This is a genomic window from Paenarthrobacter sp. 10L420 (genome assembly GCF_056395385.1).
The window spans coordinates 1-22,411 of record NZ_JBFTJK010000030.1; the positions used below are offsets into that span (position 1 = coordinate 1).

Here is a 22,411-nt window from a genome sequence, read left to right on the forward strand (position 1 = left end):
ACTGTTTTGTCCTCACTTGGTAAATGGCATTCTCGAGCGGCGTCATCCGACGCAAAGCCATGGCCTTACGATTATCTTTCCCCAGATGCCAACGGGATGGGCTAGGGAAGATTACGAAGTGCAGCATGGCAACTTGTGAGCCATGACATGTCAGCGGAACACCGCCCTCCTGGGCGGAGCGCCCGGGAGGGCGGTGTTCCGGATGCCTGCAGGTCGTCGCCACTTTGTGCCACCGCTCACTTTTCTGTGCTCGCATCGGAAAATCTACGAGGCGGCGTCCACCGCGGCAAGCGATGATTGAGCTTGACAGTGACCCAACCTTGGACGACGACCACGACCACTGAGGAGCAACTCGACAATGACCCTGGAAAGCATGGACTTTATGGCCTTTGCGGAAACGTACCTCGCTGATGAGAAAGGTGAAGGCGCTTCGAAGGTATTCAACCCGGCGACCGGCGAAGTAATCGCCAGATTCCCCATAGCGTCTGATTCCGACGTCGATGCTGCCGTGCAGCGAGCTTCGGAGGCGTTCAAGACATGGGGAAGCACGTCCCCTGCTGAGCGCGCGGCCGCGCTGCTTAAGATCGCTGACGCCGTCGAGCAGGAAATCGAGGAGTTCGCGCGGATCGAGAGCCTGAACGTGGGCCTTCCGATCGGAGACGTGCGCGACTTCGTGGTGCCGACTGTCGTGGATGTTCTTCGATTCTTCGCGGGTGCTGCCCGCATCTCTACGGCGCCCGCCGTCGATGAGTACGACAACGAGAGTACCTCATGGGTTCGGCGGGAGCCGCTCGGTGTCGTCGGGCTCATCACGCCCTGGAACTATCCTCTCCTTATGGGAGCTTGGAAGATCGCGCCAGCCCTCGCAGCCGGCAACACAATGCTGCTCAAGCCGGCGACTGTGACACCACTCAGTACCCTCAAGCTTGTAGAGATCGCCAACCGCTTCCTTCCTGAAGGCGTAATCAACCTCATTCTGGGTAGCGGATCGGCCGGCACTGCGATGGCCAAACACCCCGGAATTCGAAAGATCGCGTTCACCGGAGCAACCTCGACCGGCAAGTTTGTGGCGGCAACGGCTGCGGATACCGTCAAAAAGGTGGGCCTGGAGCTTGGCGGTAAGGCTCCGGTGCTGGTGTTTGCGGATAGCCCGATTCGCGAGACGGCCAGGGACCTTGTGACTTTCGGCTATTCCGGCGCTGGCCAGGATTGCACGGCTGCTTGCCGCATCATCGTTGAAGAGTCTGTCTACGAGGAATTCGTCGAGGCGTACTGCAAGGAAGTGAGCGAGCTTGTCCTCGGCGACCCATCCGATCCTGCCACCACGCTGGGACCCGTCATTTCAGAAAAGCAACTAAAGTCCGTCCTCGGGTTCATCGAACGCGCACGGGATGCCGGCAACACGATCAGGCAGGGCGGACGACAGGCAGATCGTCCGGGCTGGTTTATCGAACCGACTGTGATCACCGACGTCAAGCAGACGGACGAGATCGTTCAGAGCGAAGTGTTCGGCCCGGTAGTGAGCATCCAATCGGCAAAAAGCGACGACGAAATGCTGCAGCTCGCGAACGACGTCAATTACGGCCTGTCGGCCAGCGTGTGGACGACCAATCTTGCGCGCACTCTGCGCTTTAGCAAAGAGCTGCGCTTCGGCACGGTCTGGGTCAACCAACACACGCCGAATGTGTCAGAGATGCCATTCGGTGGATACGGTGAGTCGGGCTACGGCCGCGAACTATCGCTGCACGGGCTGGACGAGTACTCCCAGCTGAAGCACGTCATGGTCAAGCCTGGCCTCGACCTTTAGAAGCTGGAGGACTAAGAGATGACAGAGAGAGCAGTGCCCACGATTACGAACATTCCCACAATGATGGCTGCGGTCCAGCTGGTCGGCCACGGCGGTCTCGATCAGCTGGTGTACCGGACCGAGGTGCCGACGCCTGTGGCGGGCCCGGGAGAAGTGCTGGTCAAGGTTGGTGCGTGCGCGCTCAACAATACCGAGATCAACACGCGCACTGGATGGTACGACCGCGTCGTGGAGGAGTCTGTCTCGGAGGAACTTGGACGGTCGGGGCGCGACGACGATGCCGGCGCCACGTGGAATAGCACGAAAATGTCGTTTCCCCGCGTTCAAGGGGCCTCGGTGGCTGGAACGATCGTGGCAGTCGGTGAAGGAGTGGATGAGAGCCGGATCGGTACCCGAATCATCGTCGACCCGTCTGTTCGGGATCCGAAGCTTCCCCGGCGTGCACAGATTGTTGAGTACCTGGGCGGAGACCGGGACGGAGGATTCGCTGAGTATGTGCATGTGCCGTCTGTGAACGCGCATCGCGTGAGCACCGACCTCAGTGACGCTGAGCTCGCCACTTTCCCCTGCTCTTACGACACTGCCGAGGAGATGTTGGCCAGGACCGAGCTGAGCGAGGGCGAGACAGTCGTCGTCACCGGCGCAGCCGGCGGCGTGGGCACTGCGACGATCCAGCTGGCGAAGGCACGTGGTGCCCGTGTTATCGCCATTGCGAGTGCTGGCAAAGAGGCGCGGTTGCGGGAGCTCGGCGTCGACGGATTTGTCGCTCGAGACGTACCGGACCTGGCGGCTGCCGTAGCAGCTGTCATCGGTGAACGTGGTGCCGACGTCGTTATCGATGTTGTCGGGGGGAGCATGTTCGAGAGTTTGCTCCTCATGCTTCGGCGTGGGGGTCGATATGCGACCGCAGGAGCCATCGGTGGACCGGTGAGCCGCATTGACCTTCGGGAGCTCATCTATAAGGATCTGGAGTTGCACGGGATCACTAACCCGACGCCGGAGACGTTTGCGCGTCTTGTCAGTCTCATCGAGGAGGGAAAGATCAAGCCTCTCGTAGAAGAGGTCTTTCCGCTCTCTGAGCTGAGTAAGGCTCAGGAGACGATGCTGAAGAGAACCCATATCGGCAAGATTGTCGTTACGCCCGACGGTTCCATGACTTCGGATTCAAGTACGCAGAACTGAAAACTCGTGAAAGCGCTGGCCGGGACTTGATGGTCCCGGCCAGCGTTTTCCCTTTTCCTGCCATGTATCGGGAACGGTTGTTTCCCAATTCGATGATGGAGGATTTGTTTCCCTCGCGGCAGTGACCAACCACCGGTCCGGCGGCGGTGATCGGATCGGCCCGGTGTGTAAGCCTTGCAGAGCATGACGGACTCGGAAACCGCGGAGCCGCTGACGGAGGATCTGCGGTGGATTCTGAATGGGAGGCCCGGTGCGCAGTAGACGCCACGATGTTGGACGACGCGGTCCGCCGTGTCAACCGTGAAGTCCCCACCGGACAGGCCGCAGTTGCACGCCACACGAAGGCGAATGGATACGCTTGCACGGGCACGCCTGGGATGACCGGGGTCCACAAACGGGCTGATCTCAGCACTGGTTGCGACGCCATGGCGTTGCTGGCAGCGGCCGCCGCAGACTTGCTGGAGGGGGATGCCGCTGATGCGTACCGTGGCTGGACGTGGAGTCGCTACCGCTTACGTGGGCAGGACGCCACGATAACTATCGGCGGAGCCAGCCAGTCGCCCCATCTGACTCTAACAGCGTGGATAAACGACGAGGGCGACGCCCCCTTCCGAAGTGGCGCCGCCGTCGTCAGTACCTGGGGAACGGCAGAATACTGCCGACCGATGCGGCTGTAAATATCAGCATTTTTACGGCGATGGACGCTCGCCGTCACTACGCCCAGGACGAACACACCGACGATAAAGGCCATGAGTCCACCGGCTAGTGCTTCGGAACCTCCAACCAACATGGGGAAGTTTATTGCAGCCATCACCAGGACGCTGTCCAGGCCTACTGCAGCCAGAATCGGGCAAGCAACGGTTGCCCAGGGGCGAGGCGAGCTGGCCGCCGTTACGACGCATATAGGTTCCCACGGACATGTTGCAGACAAAGATGATGACCAGGGCGATGAAACTGGTCATACCAAGTACCGCCGTGTAGAAGACGAGGGGATCCAGCCCGAAAACAACGGCGGCAGCATTGAGAACGAGGGCAGCAGCGCTGGTCATGATTGAGGCGATGTGCGGCGATCCGTGACGCTTATGGACTGAGGCCATCCTCGCAGGCAGGATCTTATCGGCGCTGAGGTTGAAGACGTATCGTGCAGTGATGTTGTGTGCAGCCAGGATCACCGCGACGGTACTTGTAACGACCATCACTGCTGCAAGGGTGGCGAGCAATTCTCCACCAGCGGAGTGAATACTGGCACGGGGGATGACACGGACTGGATTACGTACTTCCTCCCGGAAGGGCACGGTGACCTCGAATCCACCATACATACCGATCGCCAGGAGAACTCCCAGACTGAAGTTTCCGTCAAACCAATGGGCCGGGCTCAGAGGCTCCAAGGAAACGCCAGCACCATTGGCATCTCCATTAATGAAAACCAAGGCGCAGTAGACACCGATGACAGTCAGTTCGGAGAAGAGGAAGATCGTGAGAACCTTAGCTGACAACTCGACCTTGAAATAGCTGAGGACCGCTGAACCTAGCCAAAAGCAGGCCGCCCAGGCATACCAGGGAAGCTCCGGACCATGCAGAGTGTTTGTAATGAGTTCTCCCGCTACGATGCCAGCGAACGAGAAGGTGCTGGCGTAGACGCAGAAATAAGCGAGCAAAACGACATAACCGGACCCCAGGCCTACATGGCGGGGGTCGATTGGGTGGACCGCTCAGCGGCCGCCGGAATCGTCAAATCCATTCGATTTCCATTCTTGGTTCACGCTTCGGTACCTGATTTCGGAACCGCCGCTCCAGGCGTCGTTTGCACACACAGAGTTCAGCGATATGACAGATATTGGCCCCACGACTACGCCTCCGGAAACTGGCCAACTCACCAAGGTTGGTCGATGGCTTCGTTCCTGTTCCAGCCATGCCTGGGCGTTGGGTTGGAGTTCCCCCGAGCACACGAACCGGCTCTCGGCTCTACTCCAATGTTCACCACCCCGTTTCTGGCCCTAGCCTGTTTACAAAGTGGTCTGGTACGTCTGACGATGTAAACGGGATCCAGATCGACGTACGGGACACGACGCAAGGGGACCCAAAGCATGGGCACGCATTTGACACACTGGGGAGCCTTCGAAGCTGAGAGCGACGGAACGTCTCTAAAGTCCGTCAAACCATGGTCTGGAGATCCGGACCCCAGAGACATTCTCGATAATGTGGCCTCAGCGCAACATCATCCAACTCGCGTGCTGCGCCCGGCCGTTCGTTCAGGATGGCTGGAGCACGGACCGGGGAGTGGATCAGGACGTGGTTCTGAGCCATTCGTGGAGGTGTCTTGGGAACGGGCCATAGAGCTGGTAAGTGCGGAACTCAGCCGGGTCTACGAGGTATACGGCCCCACGGCCGTATACGGCTGCTCATATGGATGGGCCAGCGCCGGCCGTTTCCATCACACCCAAAGCCAAATCCACAGATTCCTGAACTCCCTCGGCGGATATGTCGCAGGTGTGACCGACTACAGTTACGGGGCCTCCGGCGTCCTGCTTCCGCACGTCATCGCTCCCCCAGTTGAAATTATGGCGAAGGCAACATCTTGGGACGTGGTCAGCCAGAACACAGAGCTGTTCGTTGCTTTTGGCGGATTGTCAGAAAAAAACAGCGGAATAGGCCCAGGTGGAATTGGTCGGCACGTCGCTCGCAACGCAATTAAGGACGCAGTTGCGCGCGGCTGCCGCTTCGTCGATGTATCACCAATCGCAGATGATACTTACAGGGAAGCCCAAGCCGAATGGATCGCCCCCATTCCCGGCAGTGACGCCGCCTTGATGCTGGCATTGGCCTTCGTTCTGGATTCAGAGAACCTCGCTGACTCGGAATTCCTGGACCGATATTGCGTTGGGGCGAACAAATTCTTGTCCTACGTACGCGGTGAAATTGACGGAACGCCCAAGAATCCTCAATGGGCAGAAAAGTTGACGTCGATACCGGCTGAGCGAATCGTTCGGCTTGCGCGCGAGATGGCAGCCTCGCGGACGATGATTAACATCAGTTGGTCGATGCAGCGGCAACAGCATGGCGAGCAACCTGTTTGGCTCGGTGTGACACTGGCAGCCATGCTGGGCCAGATAGGCCTGCCTGGCGGTGGTTTCCAGCATGGGTACGGCTCTTCTGCGGACGTCGGATTGCCATTGCGGGTCTCGAGCGCCCCGTCCTTTCCCCAGGGGCGAAACGAAGAACCGTCCTATATCCCGGTAGCTCGGATCTCAGACATGTTGCTCGAACCGGGCAGCCAGATCGACTTCAATGGCAACCGTCTGACTTTGCCGAAAATCGAATTGATCTATTGGGCCGGCGGCAACCCCTTCCATCATCACCAAGACCTTGCCAAATTCCGTAAAGCATGGTCAAAGCCGGCAACGGTCATCGTCAATGAACAGTTCTGGACGAGTACCGCACGGCACGCCGATATAGTACTGCCTGCAACCATGACGTTTGAGCGAAACGATTACGGGGCCGGCCGTAACGACCCTACGTTCTTTCCCATGCACGCTCTGACGGCGCCCGCTGGAGAAGCACGCGATGATTTCGATATTTTCGCCGCTGTGGCGGAAAAGATGGGACGGGGTGAAGTTTTCACCGAAAACCGGGACACTATGGGCTGGCTTCGCCATCTATACGACGGGTGGCAGAAGAGGCTCGCTGACAAGGGAACAGTCGTCGTGGATTTCGACACATTTTGGGCGAGCGAGAAGATTGAGATCCCCGTGATAAAACCGGATCAGGTTCTTTTTTCCGAGTTCCGGCGCGATCCAATTGGGAATCCACTGGCCACCCCCAGCGGCAAGATTGAGATTTTTTCCTCGAAGATCGAAAGTTTCGGCTACCCTGATTGCCCCGGTCATCCCGTTTGGATTGAGCCCGACGAATGGCTTGGATCAGCTGGCGATTACAAGCTGCACCTGATAGCGAATCAACCTAAGACCAAACTACACAGCCAGCTGGATATAGGGGCCACCAGCCAAAAGTCTAAAATACAGGGACGCGAGCCCCTTCGAATGAATCCTGAAGATGCCGCTGCCCGGGGACTTTCGGACGGTCAGGTTGTCTTGGTTCGAAACGACCGGGGAAGGTGCCTGGCCGGCCTGGTGACTTCCGCTGCGATCCGTCCGGGCGTTGTCCAGCTTTCAGCAGGGGCCTGGTACGACCCCGATCCCGATGATCCATCGTTCTGCCGCCACGGCAATCCCAATGTGCTGACATCCGACAGGCCGTCCTCAAGTCTTTCACAGGCCACTACTGCCCAGCACGCGCTCGTTGAAGTTGAAGCATGGTCAGGCGATATTCCTGAACTGGATGTGCTTACACCGCCCGTCTTGGTGCCTGAGCAGTAGCATGCTGGCTCATTGCGCTCAGCTCTGCGCGGGGTTCATTCCTGCACCCGATCACTCGTACCGCATTCGGCCCTAAGAAACGGATTGTCAATGTCAGTTCAACCCTCTGCCGTCGGTCCCCTCCCTCCCTACGATCCAGAAATCGCACCGTTCGTCGCCAGCATTCCAAGCCACGAAGACCAACGGGCCGCGCTCGAAGCGATGATTCAGCAGAGGGAATTAGTTCTAGGGGAAGATCAGATTACTCGTAATGGAACGTTCACCGCTCGCACGAAGGTCATACAGGGCCGGCAGGGACGGGATGCTGGATTCCCTTGATGCTTTTAGATGGGTCGCAGCCCATGCAGACGAACTCAACTATCCACGGAACGCCCTGTTCCTGCATGGACTCAGCGGCGGTGCTGGTCTCGCCGCTGCAGTAGCGTTTGAAGCGCGGGCAGCCGCCCTGGACTATGCCGGCTTGGTCATCGACGGGGCCATGATTGACGATCGGATGCGCTCGCTCTCCTATCAACAACTGGACAGCAGTTCTGAAGCCCTCGCCAGCATGTACCGCGTGATGTGGAACGCCGTGCTGGGAAAAGCCTCCCCCTCGATACTTGCGGACTATCCGCACCTCGCTCTTGGCCGACTGGTCGACGAAGATTTCTCCGGCTTCCCACCCGTATTTCTCATGTGCGGCACTAGTGATGCCTTCCGAGACGACACAACTGCTTTGGCCCAGGCAATCTGGCGTTCCGGTGGCACAGCAGACCTGCACCAATGGGCGGGCACAATACATGGTTCCGATCTGATGGTGCCCGAAGCCCACGTCTCCAAGGAATCGGCAGCCGTCCGGAGAGGGTGGTACGACAGGAGAATGACGAGAATCGAACAAGATGCTAAACGGTCGCTGGACGAGAAAGTTCAGGCCCTCTGAGCGGCTCGTACCCCTCCTGAATCCACCAAAGTTACTCGTTTCCGGTCTCCACGCTCTGGCCTATAAGCACAGGCGAGAGTAGCGTCCATTTCGAGGAAATGTTCACTTGAGACGTGTAGCGCATCGGTGGCTAAACAGCGCTAGCCTCTACTCGGAGGGCTGGAATGTCCGGTTGGAATGTTGATAACGCTGCGGGGCCTCTGGGTGCAGGCACGGTAACCCTGGTTGAGGGTTCGTCTTTCTGTATCTCCTTGGCGAATGGTGACATCCATCCTGAGCATCCGCATGGTCTTTTCGTCCAAGACACTCGTATCCTGTCGCACTGGGGTTTGTCCGTAGACGGCCAGCTCGTAGAAGAGTTGGGAGCTGAAACGAAGGAGCCGTATCGCGCGCTATTTGCTGGGCGGGTACCCGGCCTTAGCGGACGTGCCGATAGCCCCCTTATTGTGGAGCGGCTGCGCGAAGTAGGGTCAGGAATCCACGAACAGATCACTGTTCGGAACTACTCGCCGGCGAGTGCGGACTGCCTGGTTTCGCTTAGAGTTGCGGCCGATTTCGCTGATCTTTTCGAAGTGAAGGAGGCCCGAATCAAAAGGCGCTGGGACCAAACCCGCCAGAACCGGGGCGATGAGCTGATCATTCAAGCCACCTGGCAAGATGTCCGAAAGGGCGTTGTTATTCGTGCCCCGGGAGCACAGGTTACGCCCGAAACACTGACATACAGGGTGACCATCCCACCGCACGGCCGGTGGAGCACAACCCTGACGGTGATGCCCGAAACCCAGGGCGACAGTCGTCCACCGTCTTTCGTTCACGCCGACGGCGAACTCTCCCCCAGTGACCAGCGCCGACAACAGTGGGTGGCCAAGATTCCGGTCCTGCAGATGGGGAACCGGTCGATTGAGAGGACTATGCGGCGTAGCTATGATGATCTGGGTGCACTCAGGATCGAAGACCCCAATCACCCGGACCGGGTTGTCGTGGCCGCCGGTGCGCCGTGGTTCATGACCCTTTTTGGCCGGGACTCACTATGGGCTTCGGAGATGTCGCTTCCAATTGATCCCTCCTTAGCGCTGGGCACATTGCAAACGCTTGCCGACCGTCAGGGACGCATAGTGGATCCAATTAGCGAAGAAGAACCCGGCAAGATTTTGCACGAGGTCAGGTTGGATGTCTCAAGCGCACTGGCGCTGGGAGGAAAAGCCACCTATTACGGCAGCGTTGATGCGACCCCTTTGTTCGTCATGGTTCTCGGATCGGTTAGTCGCTGGGGATTTGCAGCGGACACCATTGCCGCTCTGCTGCCTCATGCAGACCGCGCGCTGGAATGGATTCAGAAATACGGGGACAAAGACGGCGACGGTTTCGTCGAATATGAGCGCCTGAACAATCGGGGGTTGATTAATCAGGGCTGGAAGGATTCCTGGGACGGTATTAATTTCGCGAATGGAAGTATGCCCGAGCCACCGATAGCCCTGTGTGAGGTGCAGGCGTATGTCTACGGAGCCTACGCGGCCCGCGCCTGGATGGCTTATGACGCCGGCGACGATGCCCTGGGGAACGAGTATGCCGATCTTATGGTGCAGTTAAAGAAGCGCTTCAACGAGGAATTCTGGATGCCGGAACGTGGCTATTACGCCGTGGCCTTGGACGGCAAGAAGCGCCAGGTCGACGCTTGCGCTTCCAACATGGGTCACTGCCTATGGCTCGGACTTGTGGATGAGGACAAGGCGCCGTCGGTGGTGAAGCACCTCATGTCCCCCGAAATGTTCAGCGGATGGGGCGTCCGAACCTTGGCCACGGACATGGGCGCCTATAACCCCGCCAGCTATCACAACGGTTCCGTATGGCCCCATGACAACGCCATTATTGCAGCCGGACTGCTGCGATATGGGTTTGTGGACGAGGCTCAACGGATCTCGACCGCCCTGCTGGAGGCCGCCGAGTTTTCCGGTGGCCGCCTCCCTGAATTATTTTGCGGGTTCAGCCGGGAACAATTCGCCGTACCCCTGCCCTATCCGACCGCATGTTCACCCCAGGCCTGGGCATCAACAACGCCCATATTGCTGGTGACAGGCCTGATGCGGTACGACGCACACGTTTCTCAAAGCGGCGTGTGGATGGACCCAGTCCTCCCCGCGTCTTTTGGCGATGTCCACATCACAAACGCTCCCATGGCTGGCGGACGGATAACAATCGATATCTCAAACTCCATCCCATCCGTCGAGGGGTTACCCAAAGGCTTGACTTTTCATCGCGGGCACAGGCCGTGGATCACTGAGCTGGTAGACCAAGCCGATCAGCGCCGAAGGGGCTAACACCGACGGGCAACAAGCCAGATGTTCACGCACGTTGGTAGAAACTTACTTTGTGACACACAACTATGTTACTGTTGGGCCATCGTTATTTTTCGGTGGGTGGCGACCTGAAACCGCCGACCAAGTCTCCAAGACTAAAGAGCAGAGGGCACAACATGTCATTGGATCCAGCACAACGTAACTCGCTCGTTCTGCCAGTTGTGTGCGCACCTATGGCAGGGGTGTCCGGGCCCGACTTGGTCCGCGAAGCGTGCAAATCGGGAATCATGGGCGTTTTGCCCCGACACAACGCCGCAGACCTCGCACAATTTGGGGACTGGCTCCGCCAGATCCGCCGCGACCTTGACGAGCATCACGAGTTGTATCCCTCCGCGATCATCGGTCCCCTTGCAGTAAATTTTTCTCGTCGCAGGACCGCTGATGAAATGAAAGAAGACCTTGATCTCTGCGCTCGGTATGGTGTGGACGTTATCGTCAGTGCGATGGGCGATCCGACCGAACTCACCCGAGTTGTCCAGGGATGGGGTGGCAAGGTCTTTCACGATGTCACGAGCATGCGCTTCGCTGAGAAGGCGATCTCCGCCGGCGTCGACGGTCTGACTTGTATCGTCGGCGGAGGAGGTGGCCACTCGGGGTTACTCAGCCCATTCGTCTTTATTCCGCAGGTGCGGAGTATGTTCGATGGCACAGTTCTCTTAGCCGGGACCATTTCAACCGGCGCCGCGATCAGGTCCGCAGAGATCCTCGGGGCCGATCTTGCCTACCTGGGAACTCGGTTCATTGCGACGAAAGAGGCGAATGTTGCCCCCGCCTATCGGCGGATGCTTGTGGAGGCGAGATCGACTGATCTGATCTACACGAGCAGCGTAACTGCCGTTCCGGCCAATTGGTTGAGGCCCTCGCTCACCTCAATTGGCTTGGATCCTGAGGATCTTCCGGTCTCATCCGGCCGCGGCAATTATGATCATCTGCCGCCCAAGACTCGACCATGGCGTGACATCTGGAGTGCCGGCCAGGGCATCGACCTCATCGACGATGTTCCTTCAGTATCGGACCTGGTTCAACGCCTACGTATTGAGTACGGCGCTGCTTGCCAGATTCCCGAATTTCGCCCGTTCCACGAGAACTGTGATAGCAGCGATGCTGTTGACGCCTAGCAATTTGGAAGCTGTGACGGGGCGACAAACCCACGTCGGCTTGCACCACCTCGTGGTGGGCCCCCGCTCCTTACTGGGAGTGCCGACATGACAGAGCTCAGGATTGACCGCCCTGCACCGGGGGTACTCCGCTGTCGGCTGGACGGACCGGACACTTTGAACGCGCTTGATGATCCAGTCAAGCGTGCCTTGGTGGAGCAGATTGTCCGGTCAGGAGCTGAACCTGAGGTGCGGGTGCTGATGTTGACGGGTGCTGGCCGTGCGTTTTGTTCCGGTGGCGATATTCAAGGCATGGGGCAACGCACTCCGGCTGAGATGAATCAAGTGCTGACTTACGGCCGCCAGATTACCGAAGGCCTGTACAACCTCCAGAAGCCGGTCGTGGCCGCCGTGAACGGCATTGCTTCGGGTGCTGGTTTCAACCTTGCCCTTGCCTGTGACCTCATCTTGGCCGCTCCGCAAGCCTGGTTCCAACAGTCTTTCGTGAAAATGGGTCTCATGCCGGACATGGGGGGAACTTATCTTCTCGCCCAATCCATCGGCCTGCACCGTGCCAAGGAGGCGGTGCTAAACATGCGCAGGTTCTCCGCGCATGAAGGCAAACAGCTGGGGTTCGTTGCCGAGGTTCTGGAGGGCGAGTCTTTTGACAACCAAGCCGTGGCCTACTGTGCTGCGCTTTCCCGACGGGCCCCTCTGGCCCTCGGACTGACAAAGTTCCTTACCAACCGCTCTGTGGACGGCACCCTCCGAGATGCACTGGACCGTGAGGGCCTTGCGCAGGGAGTCCTGGCTGCCACTGAGGACCACAAGCGTGCCGTTGCCGCTTTTCATAGCAAAGAAGATCTTGACGCCATCGAGTTCACCGGTAAATGAATCAACGCACTGATCCCCGTCTTTACGACAAATAGCACATGCTGAACTGGTCACGCCGCGGAACAGGGTCATTCATGCTGTCCTGGGTATTTCGGTGAGGCGCCGCTCGGTGACATTCCAGAACTCATCCTAAAGATCCGAATCCGTTGGCAGTGGTTACGGGCGATCGACGTCCCTGAAGATCTCGAGCACGTTCTTGGCGTGGGTGGTGGCGTCGTAGGGCATGTTGCCGATGCCCTTCGTGGCGGGTGTGCCGGTCACGGGTTCCCACAATTGGTCAGTTTTGCCTGATGCAAGGGCGAGGAGGGCGTCCCGAACGAAGGTGTCGCGGAGTACCTGCTCGTCGCTGGCGTCAGGTCGGATCTGACCAACGATGCCGTACATTTCCGTGCCGTGGACGGCATGCGCACCTTCCACAGGACCGACGGAGAGCAGATGTGCGCTTCCTCCAGCCGCGGCGTGCGCGAGCGCGCCACGGACCTGAGGCAGGGTGAAGGAGAAGTCGGTGAGCAATGCGCCGCGGGCCTCGACCGGGGTGCGCCCTTCGACGTCGTACGCAGCGATGATTTTTCGGGCGCGGCTGCGTGGGATGCGGTTCCGGGTGGCGAATTCCTCGGCGAGGTCGCTGATGCTGCCGGGGTCGAACTCGTCCGTCTTGTGCTGGACCCACCAGTCGGTCTCGTGAGTGGTGCTGCTGAACAATATGTCGACGTCTCGGTGGCGTCCGGACTCGAGGGCTCTCAGGGGATGATCGGCGATGACGCCGCCGGGCTGAGTGCTGTCATCGACGATTGCGATGACGTTGTTGTCGATGCCGTGCCGTGCACCAGGGTCTGACAATTGCGTTTTGCTCATCGTCTCGGCGAGCAGCTTCGCGTCCACGTTCAGGAGCTGTTCGGGATCGTTCTGAATTCCCAGCTCGGTGAGGACTTCCAGCGCGCGCTCTTCCGCTCCCCAGGCCGGCACCAGGCGTGATGGCATGCCGGAGAACGCGGCGATGTGGTGGCAGAGGCCGTTGGCTGATGGCGCGGCAAGAAGGCCGAGGGCGGAGAAGGCGCCGGCGCTGTGGCCGGTGACGGTGACGTTCTCCGGGTTCCCGCCGAATCGGGCGATGTTCTCCTGCACCCATCCCAGCGCGGTGATGATGTCCTGCAGGCCAAGGTTCGTGGCCTCCTCGAGTGCACCGCCATAGTGGGAGAGGGAGAGCCAGCCGAACGGGCCGAGCCGGTAGTTGATCGAGACGCCGATTGCCCGACCGGTCGCGGCCAGGCCTGATGCGTTCGAGGTGGTCTGGGTGTTCGCCCCAAGCTCCCACCCGCCACCGAAGATGTAAACGACCACAGGGAGTGGCTCGTCACCAGCGTTTTCGGGTGCCCAGACGTTGAGGTTCAGGCAGTCCTCACTGAACCCGTTGTCGGCTTCGAGCCAGCTGGTGTCTCCGGCTTGAAGCGGTGCGGGCCCCTTCTGGTCGTAGGGGAGGTCCGGGTTGAAGGGCAGCAGGGTGGGTCGGCGGAACCGTTCAGCGGTGGCGTAGGGAATGCCCAGCCAGGACCGAACTGCGTGTTGGTTGGTAGAGGTGCCTCTGGTGTCGGTCACAGGTGAAGTCCTTTCTAAAAGCTCAGTCAGTTTCGGGGGTAATGGAGTTGTTGTGGATAGACGCGTTTGGGCCAGCGGTCCGCAGTTGTTCCCAGTGGTGGAGTCGTTCGCTGATGGCGCGTTCGTATCCGTTGGTTGTGGGTTCGTAGAAGGTCTGTCGGGGCATGTCGTCGGGGAAGTAGTCGGCGCCGGAGAATCCGGTGTCGGTGTCGGGGTCGTATTGGTAGCCCTTGCCGTAGCCGAGGTCCTTCATCAGCCGGGTGGGGGCATTGAGGATGTGCGCTGGCGGCATCAGCGACCCGGTTCCTCGTGCTGCGGCGCTGGCCCTGTTGAAGCCGCGGTACACTCCGATCGACTTGGGCGCTGTTGCGAGGTAGAGCACGGCTTGGGCGATCGCGAGTTCGCCTTCCGGGGAACCGAGACGTTCATAAACGTCCCAGGCGGCGAGGGCCTGCTGTACCGCGTTGGGGTCGGCCATGCCGATGTCTTCGGTGGCGAAGCGTGTAAGGCGGCGGGCGATGAACAACGGGTCCTCGCCGCCGTCGAGCATTCGGGCCAACCAGTACAGGGCCGCGTCCGGGTCCGAGCCGCGCATCGACTTGTGGAGCGCCGAGATGAGGTTGTAGTGGCCTTCCTGCGCCTTGTCGTATAGCGGCGCGCGCTTCTGCACCGCGGCCGCTAGGGTTGTCGGATCCACGGGCGCGGGCAGCGATTGGATCTGTTCGATCATGTTCAGCAGGTACCTGCCGTCTCCATCTGCCATGGCGATGAGCGCCTGCCGGGCGTTCTCGTCCAGGGGCAGTGGTGCACCGAGTATGTCTTCGGCGCGGTTGATGAGGGCGTGGAGCGCCACGTCGTCGAGGCGTTTCAGGACGAATACCTGGCAGCGGGACAGCAGTGCGCCGTTGAGTTCGAAGCTGGGGTTTTCGGTGGTTGCGCCGACGAGGACAATTGTGCCGTCTTCGACGTAGGGCAGGAAAGAGTCCTGTTGGGCACGGTTGAAGCGGTGGATCTCGTCGACGAAGAGCAGCGTTCCCTGCCCGATCTCCCGGCGGCGCTGGGCTGCTTGGAACACCTTGCGAAGGTCCGCGACACCCGAGAAGGTGGCGGACAGCGGTTCGAACGCCAGGTTGGTTTGCTCTGCGAGGAGGCGGGCGATGGTGGTCTTCCCGCAGCCAGGTGGCCCCCACAGGATCATCGACACCAGTCGTTGAGCGCCGACCATGCGCCCGATCGGGGCATCTGCTGCAAGGAGGTGGTCCTGGCCGAGGACGTCCTGCAGTGTGCGCGGGCGCAGCCGATCGGCGAGGGGCCGTGAGGAATCGTCCATGTCGAACAGCGACATCGGTTGCTCGCTCACGATCGCTCCTCCGCTTGGCGGCCGGAGGCGAGGTCGTAGGAGTCCTGCACCAGGGTTTCAACGAGCCGCTTCGTCACACCTGGGCCTGGGCCGACGGAGATCCAGTGCTGTTTGTCGAGGTACTGACCGGGAGTGATCGTGTCGTGGTCGCGGCGGAGCGCGTCGCCGTGATGCGGGTCGACCTTGACAGTGATGATCTGCTGTTCGGGGTTGTCGTCGGTGATGATGAGGAACACCTTGCCACGCACCTTCCACACGTCGAGGTGGGGCGTGAACGGCCGCCCATTGCTGACATCGCCCAGTGCGGCCGCGGTGTTACGGGCAGCCTGTTGCAGCCGGTCACCGGAGAGGGTCATCAGCCTGTCCTGCCAAACAGGACGGGGTCTACGGGGCGCTTCGCCTTGGGCAGATTTTCGACGACGAGCAGGTAAGACTCGGTAACCAGCTCATCAACGAGGGTCTCCGTCAGGGTTCCGCCGGGGTGCAGCGTGATCCAGTGTTCCTTGTTCATGTGATAGCCGGGGGTGATGTCACCGTATTCCTCGCGAAGTGATTTTCCATCTTCAGGGTCGGCCTTGACGATCACGATGGGTTGTCCCGTGACCTCGGTCATCAACATGAAGACCTTCTCCCCCACCTTGAACACGTCCCAGTCGGGCCCGAACGGATGCTCGAGTCCGGCGCCCGGCAGCTCTTCGACGCGGTCCCTGGCGCGCTGTTGCAGCATGTCACCGTGCATGTGTTCCTCCTTCGTCGCCTTTCATCCAGTCGAAGTGTGTACCATTGTACGCACTTGGTCTGACAAAGGAGGAACCGGTGCGAAAGGGCAAACCGAACGATCCAGAGCGCCGGGCGCGAATCCTGCGCGCAGCCCTTGAAATCATTGGCACGGAAGGGGTTCACGCCGCCTCGTATCGGCGTATTGCCGCGCAAGCTGGTGTGCCGCTGGGGTCCACAACGTACTACTTCTCCGATCTGGAGGCCCTGATCGTCAGTGCGTTCGAGACACTCCGGGATGGCCTGGAGCCCCGATACGCGGCCCCGCTGCGCGCCGCCCAGAACAATGCCGAAGCAGTCGAGGTGCTCGTTGACGCCACGTGCGGCACGACAAGCCCGACCCTCGATGACATCCGGCTCTACGAGGAGATGCGCCACTACGGAGCACGAAGCTCTCAGGTGGCGGACCTCCTCCGCGACTTCCAGGAAGAATCCCTTGTGATCCTCCGCCGCTCCTTCTCCGACGGTTCCGCCCGAGCCGTCGACGCTCTCTTGTGGGGGTGGTGGAGTTATCGCCTCTTCCACGAAGACCTGCCGCTTGACCAGAACATGGTCCGCCGCGCGTACCAAGCACTCGTCAACCTCCCCGTTAACGAACCCAGAGCAGCCCAGGAGCGCTACCGTGACTAAAACCATGCGCGCTATCCCATCGAAGCCGTCGATGCCGTCGGCGACGGCGTCGAGCTTCGCCCAGGGCTAAAATCACCAGATGATGGGATGACAATGAACCATGGGTCGGCCGTTCGATCTCCGGAAGCCACAACCGAAGCCCATCCTCAGGGCACCAAACAAGAGGTGAATTTAGCTCGGCACGGTTGCTTGGATCGGAGGCGATACAAGCTTGCAAGTATTTCGTTGGCGAATGTCTTATGGATCACCGTGAAGATAGCTGCTTATGTGTCCGTACCGATGCAAGACCGCGGCCTATTGGGCTGCGGTCCTCTGCGACCTCACCCCAGCATCAGTGAATCGACGAAGGATATCAATGTCCACTGGAGACCAAAGATTTGGAAACGCCGACGGCGTCCATGGTGACACGCGGCGTTTGAAAATAAGTGACATCCGAATAGTCAATAAGGCCGCCTTGAATCGCGCTGTTGCCGGAACAGTAGTCGGGAACATCATCGAATGGTATGAGTTCGGAGTATTTGCCTACCTCATAACCGTAATGGGTCCTGTCTTCCTGCCGCAGGCCAATCCGACAGTCCAATCGCTGTACCTATATGGCACATTCGCAGTTACATTCGTTGCCCGGCCGTTGGGCGGCGTTTTCTTCGGATGGCTGGGAGACCGGATCGGGCGACGGAAGGTTTTGACGTTTACGTTGCTCCTGATGTCTATCGCCACGTTTGCTACCGGCCTGCTCCCGGGCTACGGCGTTATCGGGCTCTGGGCTCCGGCCCTTCTCGTGTTCCTGAAACTGCTGCAAGGGTTCTCAGCCAGTGGAGAATACACCGGTGGTGCGACTTTCCTGAGCGAATACGCTCCAGATAAGCGACGGGGCTTCTATGTAGGATTTATGGGATCCAGTTACCTCGGATTTGCCGTTGGAGCAGGTCTGGTGGCTGTCCTTCAGCTAAGCCTTGGTCAGGACGAGATGCAAGCCTTCGGCTGGCGTATTCCTTTTCTCATCGCCGGGCCGCTTGCTGTGATAGCCCTGTATTTCCGCTATCGGATCGAAGAATCCCCTACCTTCAGTGCAGTCCTGAAAGAACGTGCTGAGGAATCCCACAAAACCGGTGAGACGGCAAAAAATCCGGGCATGGTGCAGGTTATCCGGACCCACGGGCGCTTCATTCTGCCCGTCATGGGCGTCGCGGCGGCTGGCAATGTCATTGCCTACACCATGACGTCGTTCACTCCCACGTACCTGAACCAGACACTCGGTTTCCAGGGATCCCTCGGCACACTTGTGATCTTCCCCTTGTTCGTCCTCGCAGCCTTCGCAACCCAGTTTTTTGCTTCGCTCTCCGACAAGATAGGCAGGAAGCGGATCCTCTTCAGCGGCGCTATGCTGGGCGTCGTGCTTCCGGTTCCAGCTTTCATGATGATGGGGTCCGGCCAGCTCTGGGGCGCACAACTCGGCACACTCTTCATCATGATCTGCGCAACCCTGTTTTCATCAAGCTACGCTTCTTCGCTGCCTGAGCAGTTCCCGACGCCGGCACGTTCCAGCGCTCTTGGGCTTGCATACAATGTGGGAAATGCTGCTTTTGGCGGTACAGCTCCGCTGGTTGTTGCGGCGCTCATCGGGGCTACTGGGAACAAGTTGGTTCCCGCCTACTACCTGATGGGCGCTGCCCTTCTTGGACTAATTTCCGTCTTTTTCCTCAAAGAAACAAGCAGGAAACCCCTAAATGGGTCCATGCCCAACGTGGAAACAACGGAAGAGGCCCAGTACCTCGTTGATAGCCAGGACACCAACAGCCTCATCGATTCAGCGGCACTGCCTCGCACCCCGCTTGCTCATTCAGAGACCGAGGGTGGAAGTCGTATTTAAGCGTCTCGAGGGCGTCTTGGCGATTGGGCCGACTGACCGCACGGGGACGCATTGATGAACAAGAAGCGATGCTGCATGGAATGGAGCGTCCAAACAACGGGGCCAGGAGAAAGGTACTTTAGCCCATGATTCGATTCGAAGAACGCCCCCTCACAAGTACAGGGCAGCGCAGCACAGTGCTGGGTTTTGGCGCCATGGAGCTACGGGGAGCCTCGCACCGCGTGCCCCGTTTACTCGATAAGGGAGTTGCAGAAGCGCTTCTCAATACCGTGCTCGACGAAGGCATCCGATTCATCGATACTTCGATTGACTATGGGGAGAGTGAAGAGCTCATCGGGCGCCATATAAGCCATCGTCGGTCGGAATATCTGCTCGCATCCAAGGTGGGCTGTCCGCTGGACCACCAACCAGATGGCCCTTCCAACGGGCCTCTTGTCCATGACTATTCCCCTGCGAATATCCGTGCAGGGATCGAGCAAAGCCTCTCGCGTCTTCGAACTGATTATTTGGACCTGGCGCAGGTCCACATTGGGCCCTCCGTATCGGTTCTTCAACGTGATGACGTGCTGGGGACACTGGAAGGTGCCAGGGAGGAGGGCAAGGTGCGGGCGATTGGCATATCCTCCACTCTTCCGGACCTCCTTGACCACATCGACCTCGGCGTATTCGAGACGTTCCAAGTCCCGTATTCCGCACTCGACCGTTCTCTTGAAAAATATCTTCCGCTTATCAACGCCTCCGGCGCGGGCGTCATTGTGCGGGGAGGAACGGCACGCACGGTGCAGGCAAAACGGACTGTGGACAGCCGGGCTGCGTCGTCGGCGGATCTTGCCTTCGACGATCTGCTGGATGGCGACGACTTGCAGGGATTCCTCCTTCGCTTCGTGATGACGCGGACGGAAGTGTCCACAGTCACTGTCGGAACAGCCTCTCCTGAGCATGTACGGGAGAATGCCCAGGCTGCAGCTCGAGGGAGTCTGGCGGAGGACGTCTACGCAGAAGCAAAGCGGCGATTGAATATTGCTGGATTCCGCACTTCGGATCCAACTGATCAAGGCTTTTGATTACGCCCCAACCATAGAGCCGGTTTTGCACCTGCAAAGGGATGAAGCCAGGACATCATCGAGGAATCGACACATGGAACGGCGACGCTGTTCGCTGCCCTGGATGTGGCCACCGGAAAAATGGTCGGCTCCTGCAGCCCGTGGCCGCGTCGCCCTCAAATCCCTCAAACAAAACTGAGACAGACCACTAGCTGTCTTATAGACGCCGGACGTCTGACGGCCAACCACGTCCACCCGCAGACATTCGCCCAGCGTTACCGCTGGCCTGCGCCTGGGCACGCCAGCAAAGCTCTCCAAGAATAGACGGAAGAATCTCATCGACATTTTCCAGTAACCCCTGTAGGAGCGCTGGACCATTGACACCCGAGCTATGTGACGGGCATCATGGTTCGTGCCGCCCAATGGAACGCCGTGCCGAATCCGGCAAATTGCGTGGGGAGCTATTGACCAACCCGACTAATCGGAGGTTACCTAGTGAGTTATCCAACACCGCCTAGTGCGGCTTATACGCAAGCAGCTAAGGCTGGTCATCGTCGCGTCGGACCCGCAGTTGTCGTGGGCACCGCTCTCGAATATTTCGATTTCTTTCTGTACTCGGCGATGGCCGGACTCGTAATTGGCCCCACGTTCTTCCCCTCATCGGACTCGACGGCAAGCGCAATGGCGGCCCTCGCCACGTTCGGCGTCGGGTTCCTCGCCCGCCCACTTGCGGGACTTGTGTTCGGCATTCTGGGAGATAAATTCGGACGGAAGGTGGTATTGTCCTGGAGTCTTATCCTGATGGGCGGATCCACGGGACTGATGGGATTCATTCCTTCGTACGATTCCATCGGCGTGGCAGCCCCAATCCTGCTGGTCGTGCTTCGCATCTTCCAAGGTATCGGCGCGGGCGCAGAGTTCAGTGCTGCGATAACGGTCTCCTATGAACATGCCGGGGACGGCAAGCGCGGGCGGTTCGGCTCTCTCCCGACGCTAGGAGTCAACTTGGGTGTCTTCTTCGCCTCACTCGCGGTGGCCGGCTTAGCCATGATCGGCGACGACTTTTTCTACTCCTGGGGTTGGCGCATCCCTTTTGTAATAAGCTTTCTCGTTGCCGTCGTGGGATATGTAATTCGCCTCAAGCTACCGGAAAGTCCCGATTTCGAGGCAATGCCAGTGGCAGAAACCCGGAGAAGCTGGTTTCGGGTTCTGACCGACCTATTCAGGTCCGACTGGAGAGGCCTGGTCATCGTATTTGCTGCCTACGCTGGCTACGCACTCATCGCGACTCTGTGGAAGACATTCTCTATTTCTTACCTTGCTGAATTCAAAGACATAGGCGGTGCTGTCAGTAGCTTCGGCATAACCTTGGCCAGCGCGGTCGCAATTTTCTGGACGCCCATTTGCGGGCGACTCTGCGACATGATCCCTGTTCAGAGAGTCCTGGCGTTCGGCGGCCTGCTGGTCATCCTCTACGCGTTCCCTTTCTTCTGGCTACTCAACACAGCAGTCCCGCTGTACATCTGGATCGCCTTGATTCTCGGCACGGGCCTTCTTGCACCGCTTCTCTCCGTAGCCACAAGCCCCTTTATGGCACGCCAGTTTGCGACCAAATCCCGTGTGACGGGAATAGGCGTGGCCAAGGAATCGAGTGGCGCAGTTGCCGCCGGATTCGGTCCGGTGCTGGCTTTGGCACTCATAACGGCCTCCGGAACCGATAGCACGGCCGCCGTTTCTGGCATGTTCATCGTCGGTGGCATTTTGTTCGTGTTCGCTGCCTGGCGCGGCCGTACAACACCACCCTCCATCGCTAAAGCGGACCAATCGCTGATGACGGAGGTTTGATCGAATGGACGCGTTCCAGAAGGCTGCGCCATATCAGCACACAAATGATACGAGTACCGCCTTCATTCGTTAGCTGACAGGGTTGCCGCAATTGAACAGGTACTTTCGCCTTCAAGCTAACTCCAGCGCATGCTGTCCGTCCTGGCGCCGACGGGGTCCGGGGGCTTCTGTCGTCAACTGCCCCGGCCCTCACCAGTGCCGGGGCACTTCAACCAAGAGATAGACACAAGCGTTCTGTCGCCTGGCAGCGCGAGTGGCCTTCATAGCCTTTGAACGTCAAGAGAGATCATGCTGCAGTCGTCACTCCCCGGTACCTAATGGGGATTCCTCTGATGGGGTTACCCCGACGGTTGTCTTGTGCTGGGCTCGCTCGCCCAGGCGCCGTCAGGGCAGTCAATTCTCGGCCCGATCGCTTCCCCTAAAGCTGTCGGTAAACGGGGACTTGGGTCCGCGTTCACCGGGGCTGTGTTCCCAATGAGATTCCGTTGGCTCCCCCGCGACCAGGTCGAATACGAGTAACCGACATGACGACTTCCTCGTAATAGTCGAAAAATCCCGAAGTGAAATCACAGCACGATTCAGCAGCGTCCCTGCCGGTGGAGTTCGACGTTCCGACTGGTACTTCCGGACGCAGTAAGCTGGCGAGATCATCTGCAGT

The 22,411-nt window shown here is 59.2% G+C and carries 17 protein-coding genes; 12 read left to right on the forward strand and 5 right to left on the reverse strand.

The annotated features are described in order from the left end of the window. The first annotated feature begins 358 nt into the window (after positions 1-358). The 3 genes from AC1DD5_RS23975 to AC1DD5_RS23985 all read left to right on the forward strand — a co-directional run bounded on the left by AC1DD5_RS23975 (position 359) and on the right by AC1DD5_RS23985 (position 3,666). The gene (locus tag AC1DD5_RS23975; RefSeq protein ID WP_477516855.1) at positions 359-1,807 is read left to right on the forward strand and encodes an aldehyde dehydrogenase family protein; all 1,449 of its coding nucleotides are present in this window, start codon (positions 359-361) and stop codon (positions 1,805-1,807) included. 18 nt (positions 1,808-1,825) lie between these two features. Beyond that, entirely contained in the window at positions 1,826-2,989 is a 1,164-nt protein-coding gene (locus AC1DD5_RS23980; RefSeq protein WP_477516856.1) for an alcohol dehydrogenase family protein, read from the forward strand. 227 nt (positions 2,990-3,216) lie between these two features. Further along, positions 3,217-3,666, forward strand: a complete 450-nt coding sequence (locus AC1DD5_RS23985) for a hypothetical protein (RefSeq protein WP_477516857.1) — start codon at positions 3,217-3,219, stop codon at positions 3,664-3,666. 12 nt (positions 3,667-3,678) lie between these two features. Here AC1DD5_RS23985 and AC1DD5_RS23990 read toward each other — a convergent pair whose 3' ends face one another. Next, positions 3,679-4,689 (reverse strand): APC family permease, encoded by a 1,011-nt coding sequence (locus AC1DD5_RS23990; protein ID WP_477516878.1) that lies wholly within the window; start codon positions 4,687-4,689, stop codon positions 3,679-3,681. A 387-nt stretch (positions 4,690-5,076) separates the two neighbouring features. Between AC1DD5_RS23990 and AC1DD5_RS23995 the strand changes: the two genes are divergently transcribed. The 5 genes from AC1DD5_RS23995 (at position 5,077) to AC1DD5_RS24015 (ending at position 12,632) form a co-directional block, all read left to right on the forward strand. Further along, a complete protein-coding gene (locus tag AC1DD5_RS23995) occupies positions 5,077-7,365 on the forward strand; it encodes a molybdopterin-dependent oxidoreductase (RefSeq protein ID WP_477516858.1) in 2,289 nt (762 codons plus the stop codon). Positions 7,366-7,615: 250 nt separating this feature from the next. Then, complete coding sequence (locus AC1DD5_RS24000; RefSeq protein WP_477522940.1) at positions 7,616-8,284, forward strand: alpha/beta hydrolase; 669 nt, start codon at positions 7,616-7,618, stop codon at positions 8,282-8,284. Positions 8,285-8,448: 164 nt separating this feature from the next. Beyond that, positions 8,449-10,602, forward strand: a complete 2,154-nt coding sequence (locus AC1DD5_RS24005; RefSeq protein WP_477516860.1) for an amylo-alpha-1,6-glucosidase — start codon at positions 8,449-8,451, stop codon at positions 10,600-10,602. Between the two features lie 155 nt (positions 10,603-10,757). Further along, entirely contained in the window at positions 10,758-11,759 is a 1,002-nt protein-coding gene (locus AC1DD5_RS24010; protein ID WP_477516879.1) for an NAD(P)H-dependent flavin oxidoreductase, read from the forward strand. 87 nt (positions 11,760-11,846) lie between these two features. Beyond that, on the forward strand, positions 11,847-12,632 hold the full coding sequence (locus AC1DD5_RS24015) for an enoyl-CoA hydratase/isomerase family protein (protein WP_477516861.1): 786 nt from the start codon (positions 11,847-11,849) through the stop codon (positions 12,630-12,632). Positions 12,633-12,788: 156 nt separating this feature from the next. Here the strand turns inward: AC1DD5_RS24015 and AC1DD5_RS24020 are convergent, their stop codons facing one another. The 4 genes from AC1DD5_RS24020 to AC1DD5_RS24035 are packed head-to-tail and all read right to left on the reverse strand — an operon-like array spanning position 12,789 to position 16,327. Continuing rightward, positions 12,789-14,228, reverse strand: coding sequence for a carboxylesterase family protein (locus AC1DD5_RS24020; protein ID WP_477516862.1), 1,440 nt, complete (start codon positions 14,226-14,228; stop codon positions 12,789-12,791). Between the two features lie 22 nt (positions 14,229-14,250). Beyond that, a complete protein-coding gene (locus AC1DD5_RS24025) occupies positions 14,251-15,588 on the reverse strand; it encodes a replication-associated recombination protein A (protein WP_477516863.1) in 1,338 nt (445 codons plus the stop codon). After that, complete coding sequence (locus AC1DD5_RS24030; RefSeq protein WP_477516864.1) at positions 15,585-15,944, reverse strand: MmcQ/YjbR family DNA-binding protein; 360 nt, start codon at positions 15,942-15,944, stop codon at positions 15,585-15,587. Before AC1DD5_RS24030 ends, AC1DD5_RS24025 begins: the two co-directional genes overlap by 4 nt. Further along, a complete protein-coding gene (locus AC1DD5_RS24035; protein WP_477516865.1) occupies positions 15,944-16,327 on the reverse strand; it encodes an MmcQ/YjbR family DNA-binding protein in 384 nt (127 codons plus the stop codon). Before AC1DD5_RS24035 ends, AC1DD5_RS24030 begins: the two co-directional genes overlap by 1 nt. Positions 16,328-16,404: 77 nt before the next feature. Here AC1DD5_RS24035 and AC1DD5_RS24040 point away from each other — a divergent pair, with 77 nt between their 5' ends. The 4 genes from AC1DD5_RS24040 (at position 16,405) to AC1DD5_RS24055 (ending at position 21,753) form a co-directional block, all read left to right on the forward strand. After that, on the forward strand, positions 16,405-16,995 hold the full coding sequence (locus AC1DD5_RS24040; RefSeq protein ID WP_477516866.1) for a TetR/AcrR family transcriptional regulator: 591 nt from the start codon (positions 16,405-16,407) through the stop codon (positions 16,993-16,995). A 355-nt stretch (positions 16,996-17,350) separates the two neighbouring features. Then, positions 17,351-18,865: an MFS transporter gene (locus AC1DD5_RS24045; RefSeq protein ID WP_477516867.1), complete on the forward strand. Its 1,515-nt coding sequence runs from the start codon at positions 17,351-17,353 to the stop codon at positions 18,863-18,865. A 125-nt stretch (positions 18,866-18,990) separates the two neighbouring features. Next, positions 18,991-19,929, forward strand: a complete 939-nt coding sequence (locus AC1DD5_RS24050) for an aldo/keto reductase (RefSeq protein ID WP_477516868.1) — start codon at positions 18,991-18,993, stop codon at positions 19,927-19,929. Between the two features lie 474 nt (positions 19,930-20,403). Then, positions 20,404-21,753 carry an MFS transporter gene (locus AC1DD5_RS24055; RefSeq protein WP_477522941.1) on the forward strand — a complete coding sequence of 450 codons (1,350 nt, stop codon included), beginning with the start codon at positions 20,404-20,406 and terminating at the stop codon, positions 21,751-21,753. The last annotated feature ends 658 nt before the right edge of the window (positions 21,754-22,411 follow it).

Coding starts and splice junctions, on each gene's coding strand:
- AC1DD5_RS23975 (WP_477516855.1), top strand. CDS start 359: ATGACCCTGGAAAGCATGGACTTTATGGCCTTTGCGGAAACGTACCTC.
- AC1DD5_RS23980 (WP_477516856.1), top strand. CDS start 1,826: ATGACAGAGAGAGCAGTGCCCACGATTACGAACATTCCCACAATGATG.
- AC1DD5_RS23995 (WP_477516858.1), top strand. CDS start 5,077: ATGGGCACGCATTTGACACACTGGGGAGCCTTCGAAGCTGAGAGCGAC.
- AC1DD5_RS24000 (WP_477522940.1), top strand. CDS start 7,616: ATGGAACGTTCACCGCTCGCACGAAGGTCATACAGGGCCGGCAGGGAC.
- AC1DD5_RS24005 (WP_477516860.1), top strand. CDS start 8,449: ATGTCCGGTTGGAATGTTGATAACGCTGCGGGGCCTCTGGGTGCAGGC.
- AC1DD5_RS24010 (WP_477516879.1), top strand. CDS start 10,758: ATGTCATTGGATCCAGCACAACGTAACTCGCTCGTTCTGCCAGTTGTG.
- AC1DD5_RS24015 (WP_477516861.1), top strand. CDS start 11,847: ATGACAGAGCTCAGGATTGACCGCCCTGCACCGGGGGTACTCCGCTGT.
- AC1DD5_RS24030 (WP_477516864.1), bottom strand. CDS start 15,944: ATGACCCTCTCCGGTGACCGGCTGCAACAGGCTGCCCGTAACACCGCG.
- AC1DD5_RS24035 (WP_477516865.1), bottom strand. CDS start 16,327: ATGCACGGTGACATGCTGCAACAGCGCGCCAGGGACCGCGTCGAAGAG.
- AC1DD5_RS24045 (WP_477516867.1), top strand. CDS start 17,351: ATGTCCACTGGAGACCAAAGATTTGGAAACGCCGACGGCGTCCATGGT.
- AC1DD5_RS24050 (WP_477516868.1), top strand. CDS start 18,991: ATGATTCGATTCGAAGAACGCCCCCTCACAAGTACAGGGCAGCGCAGC.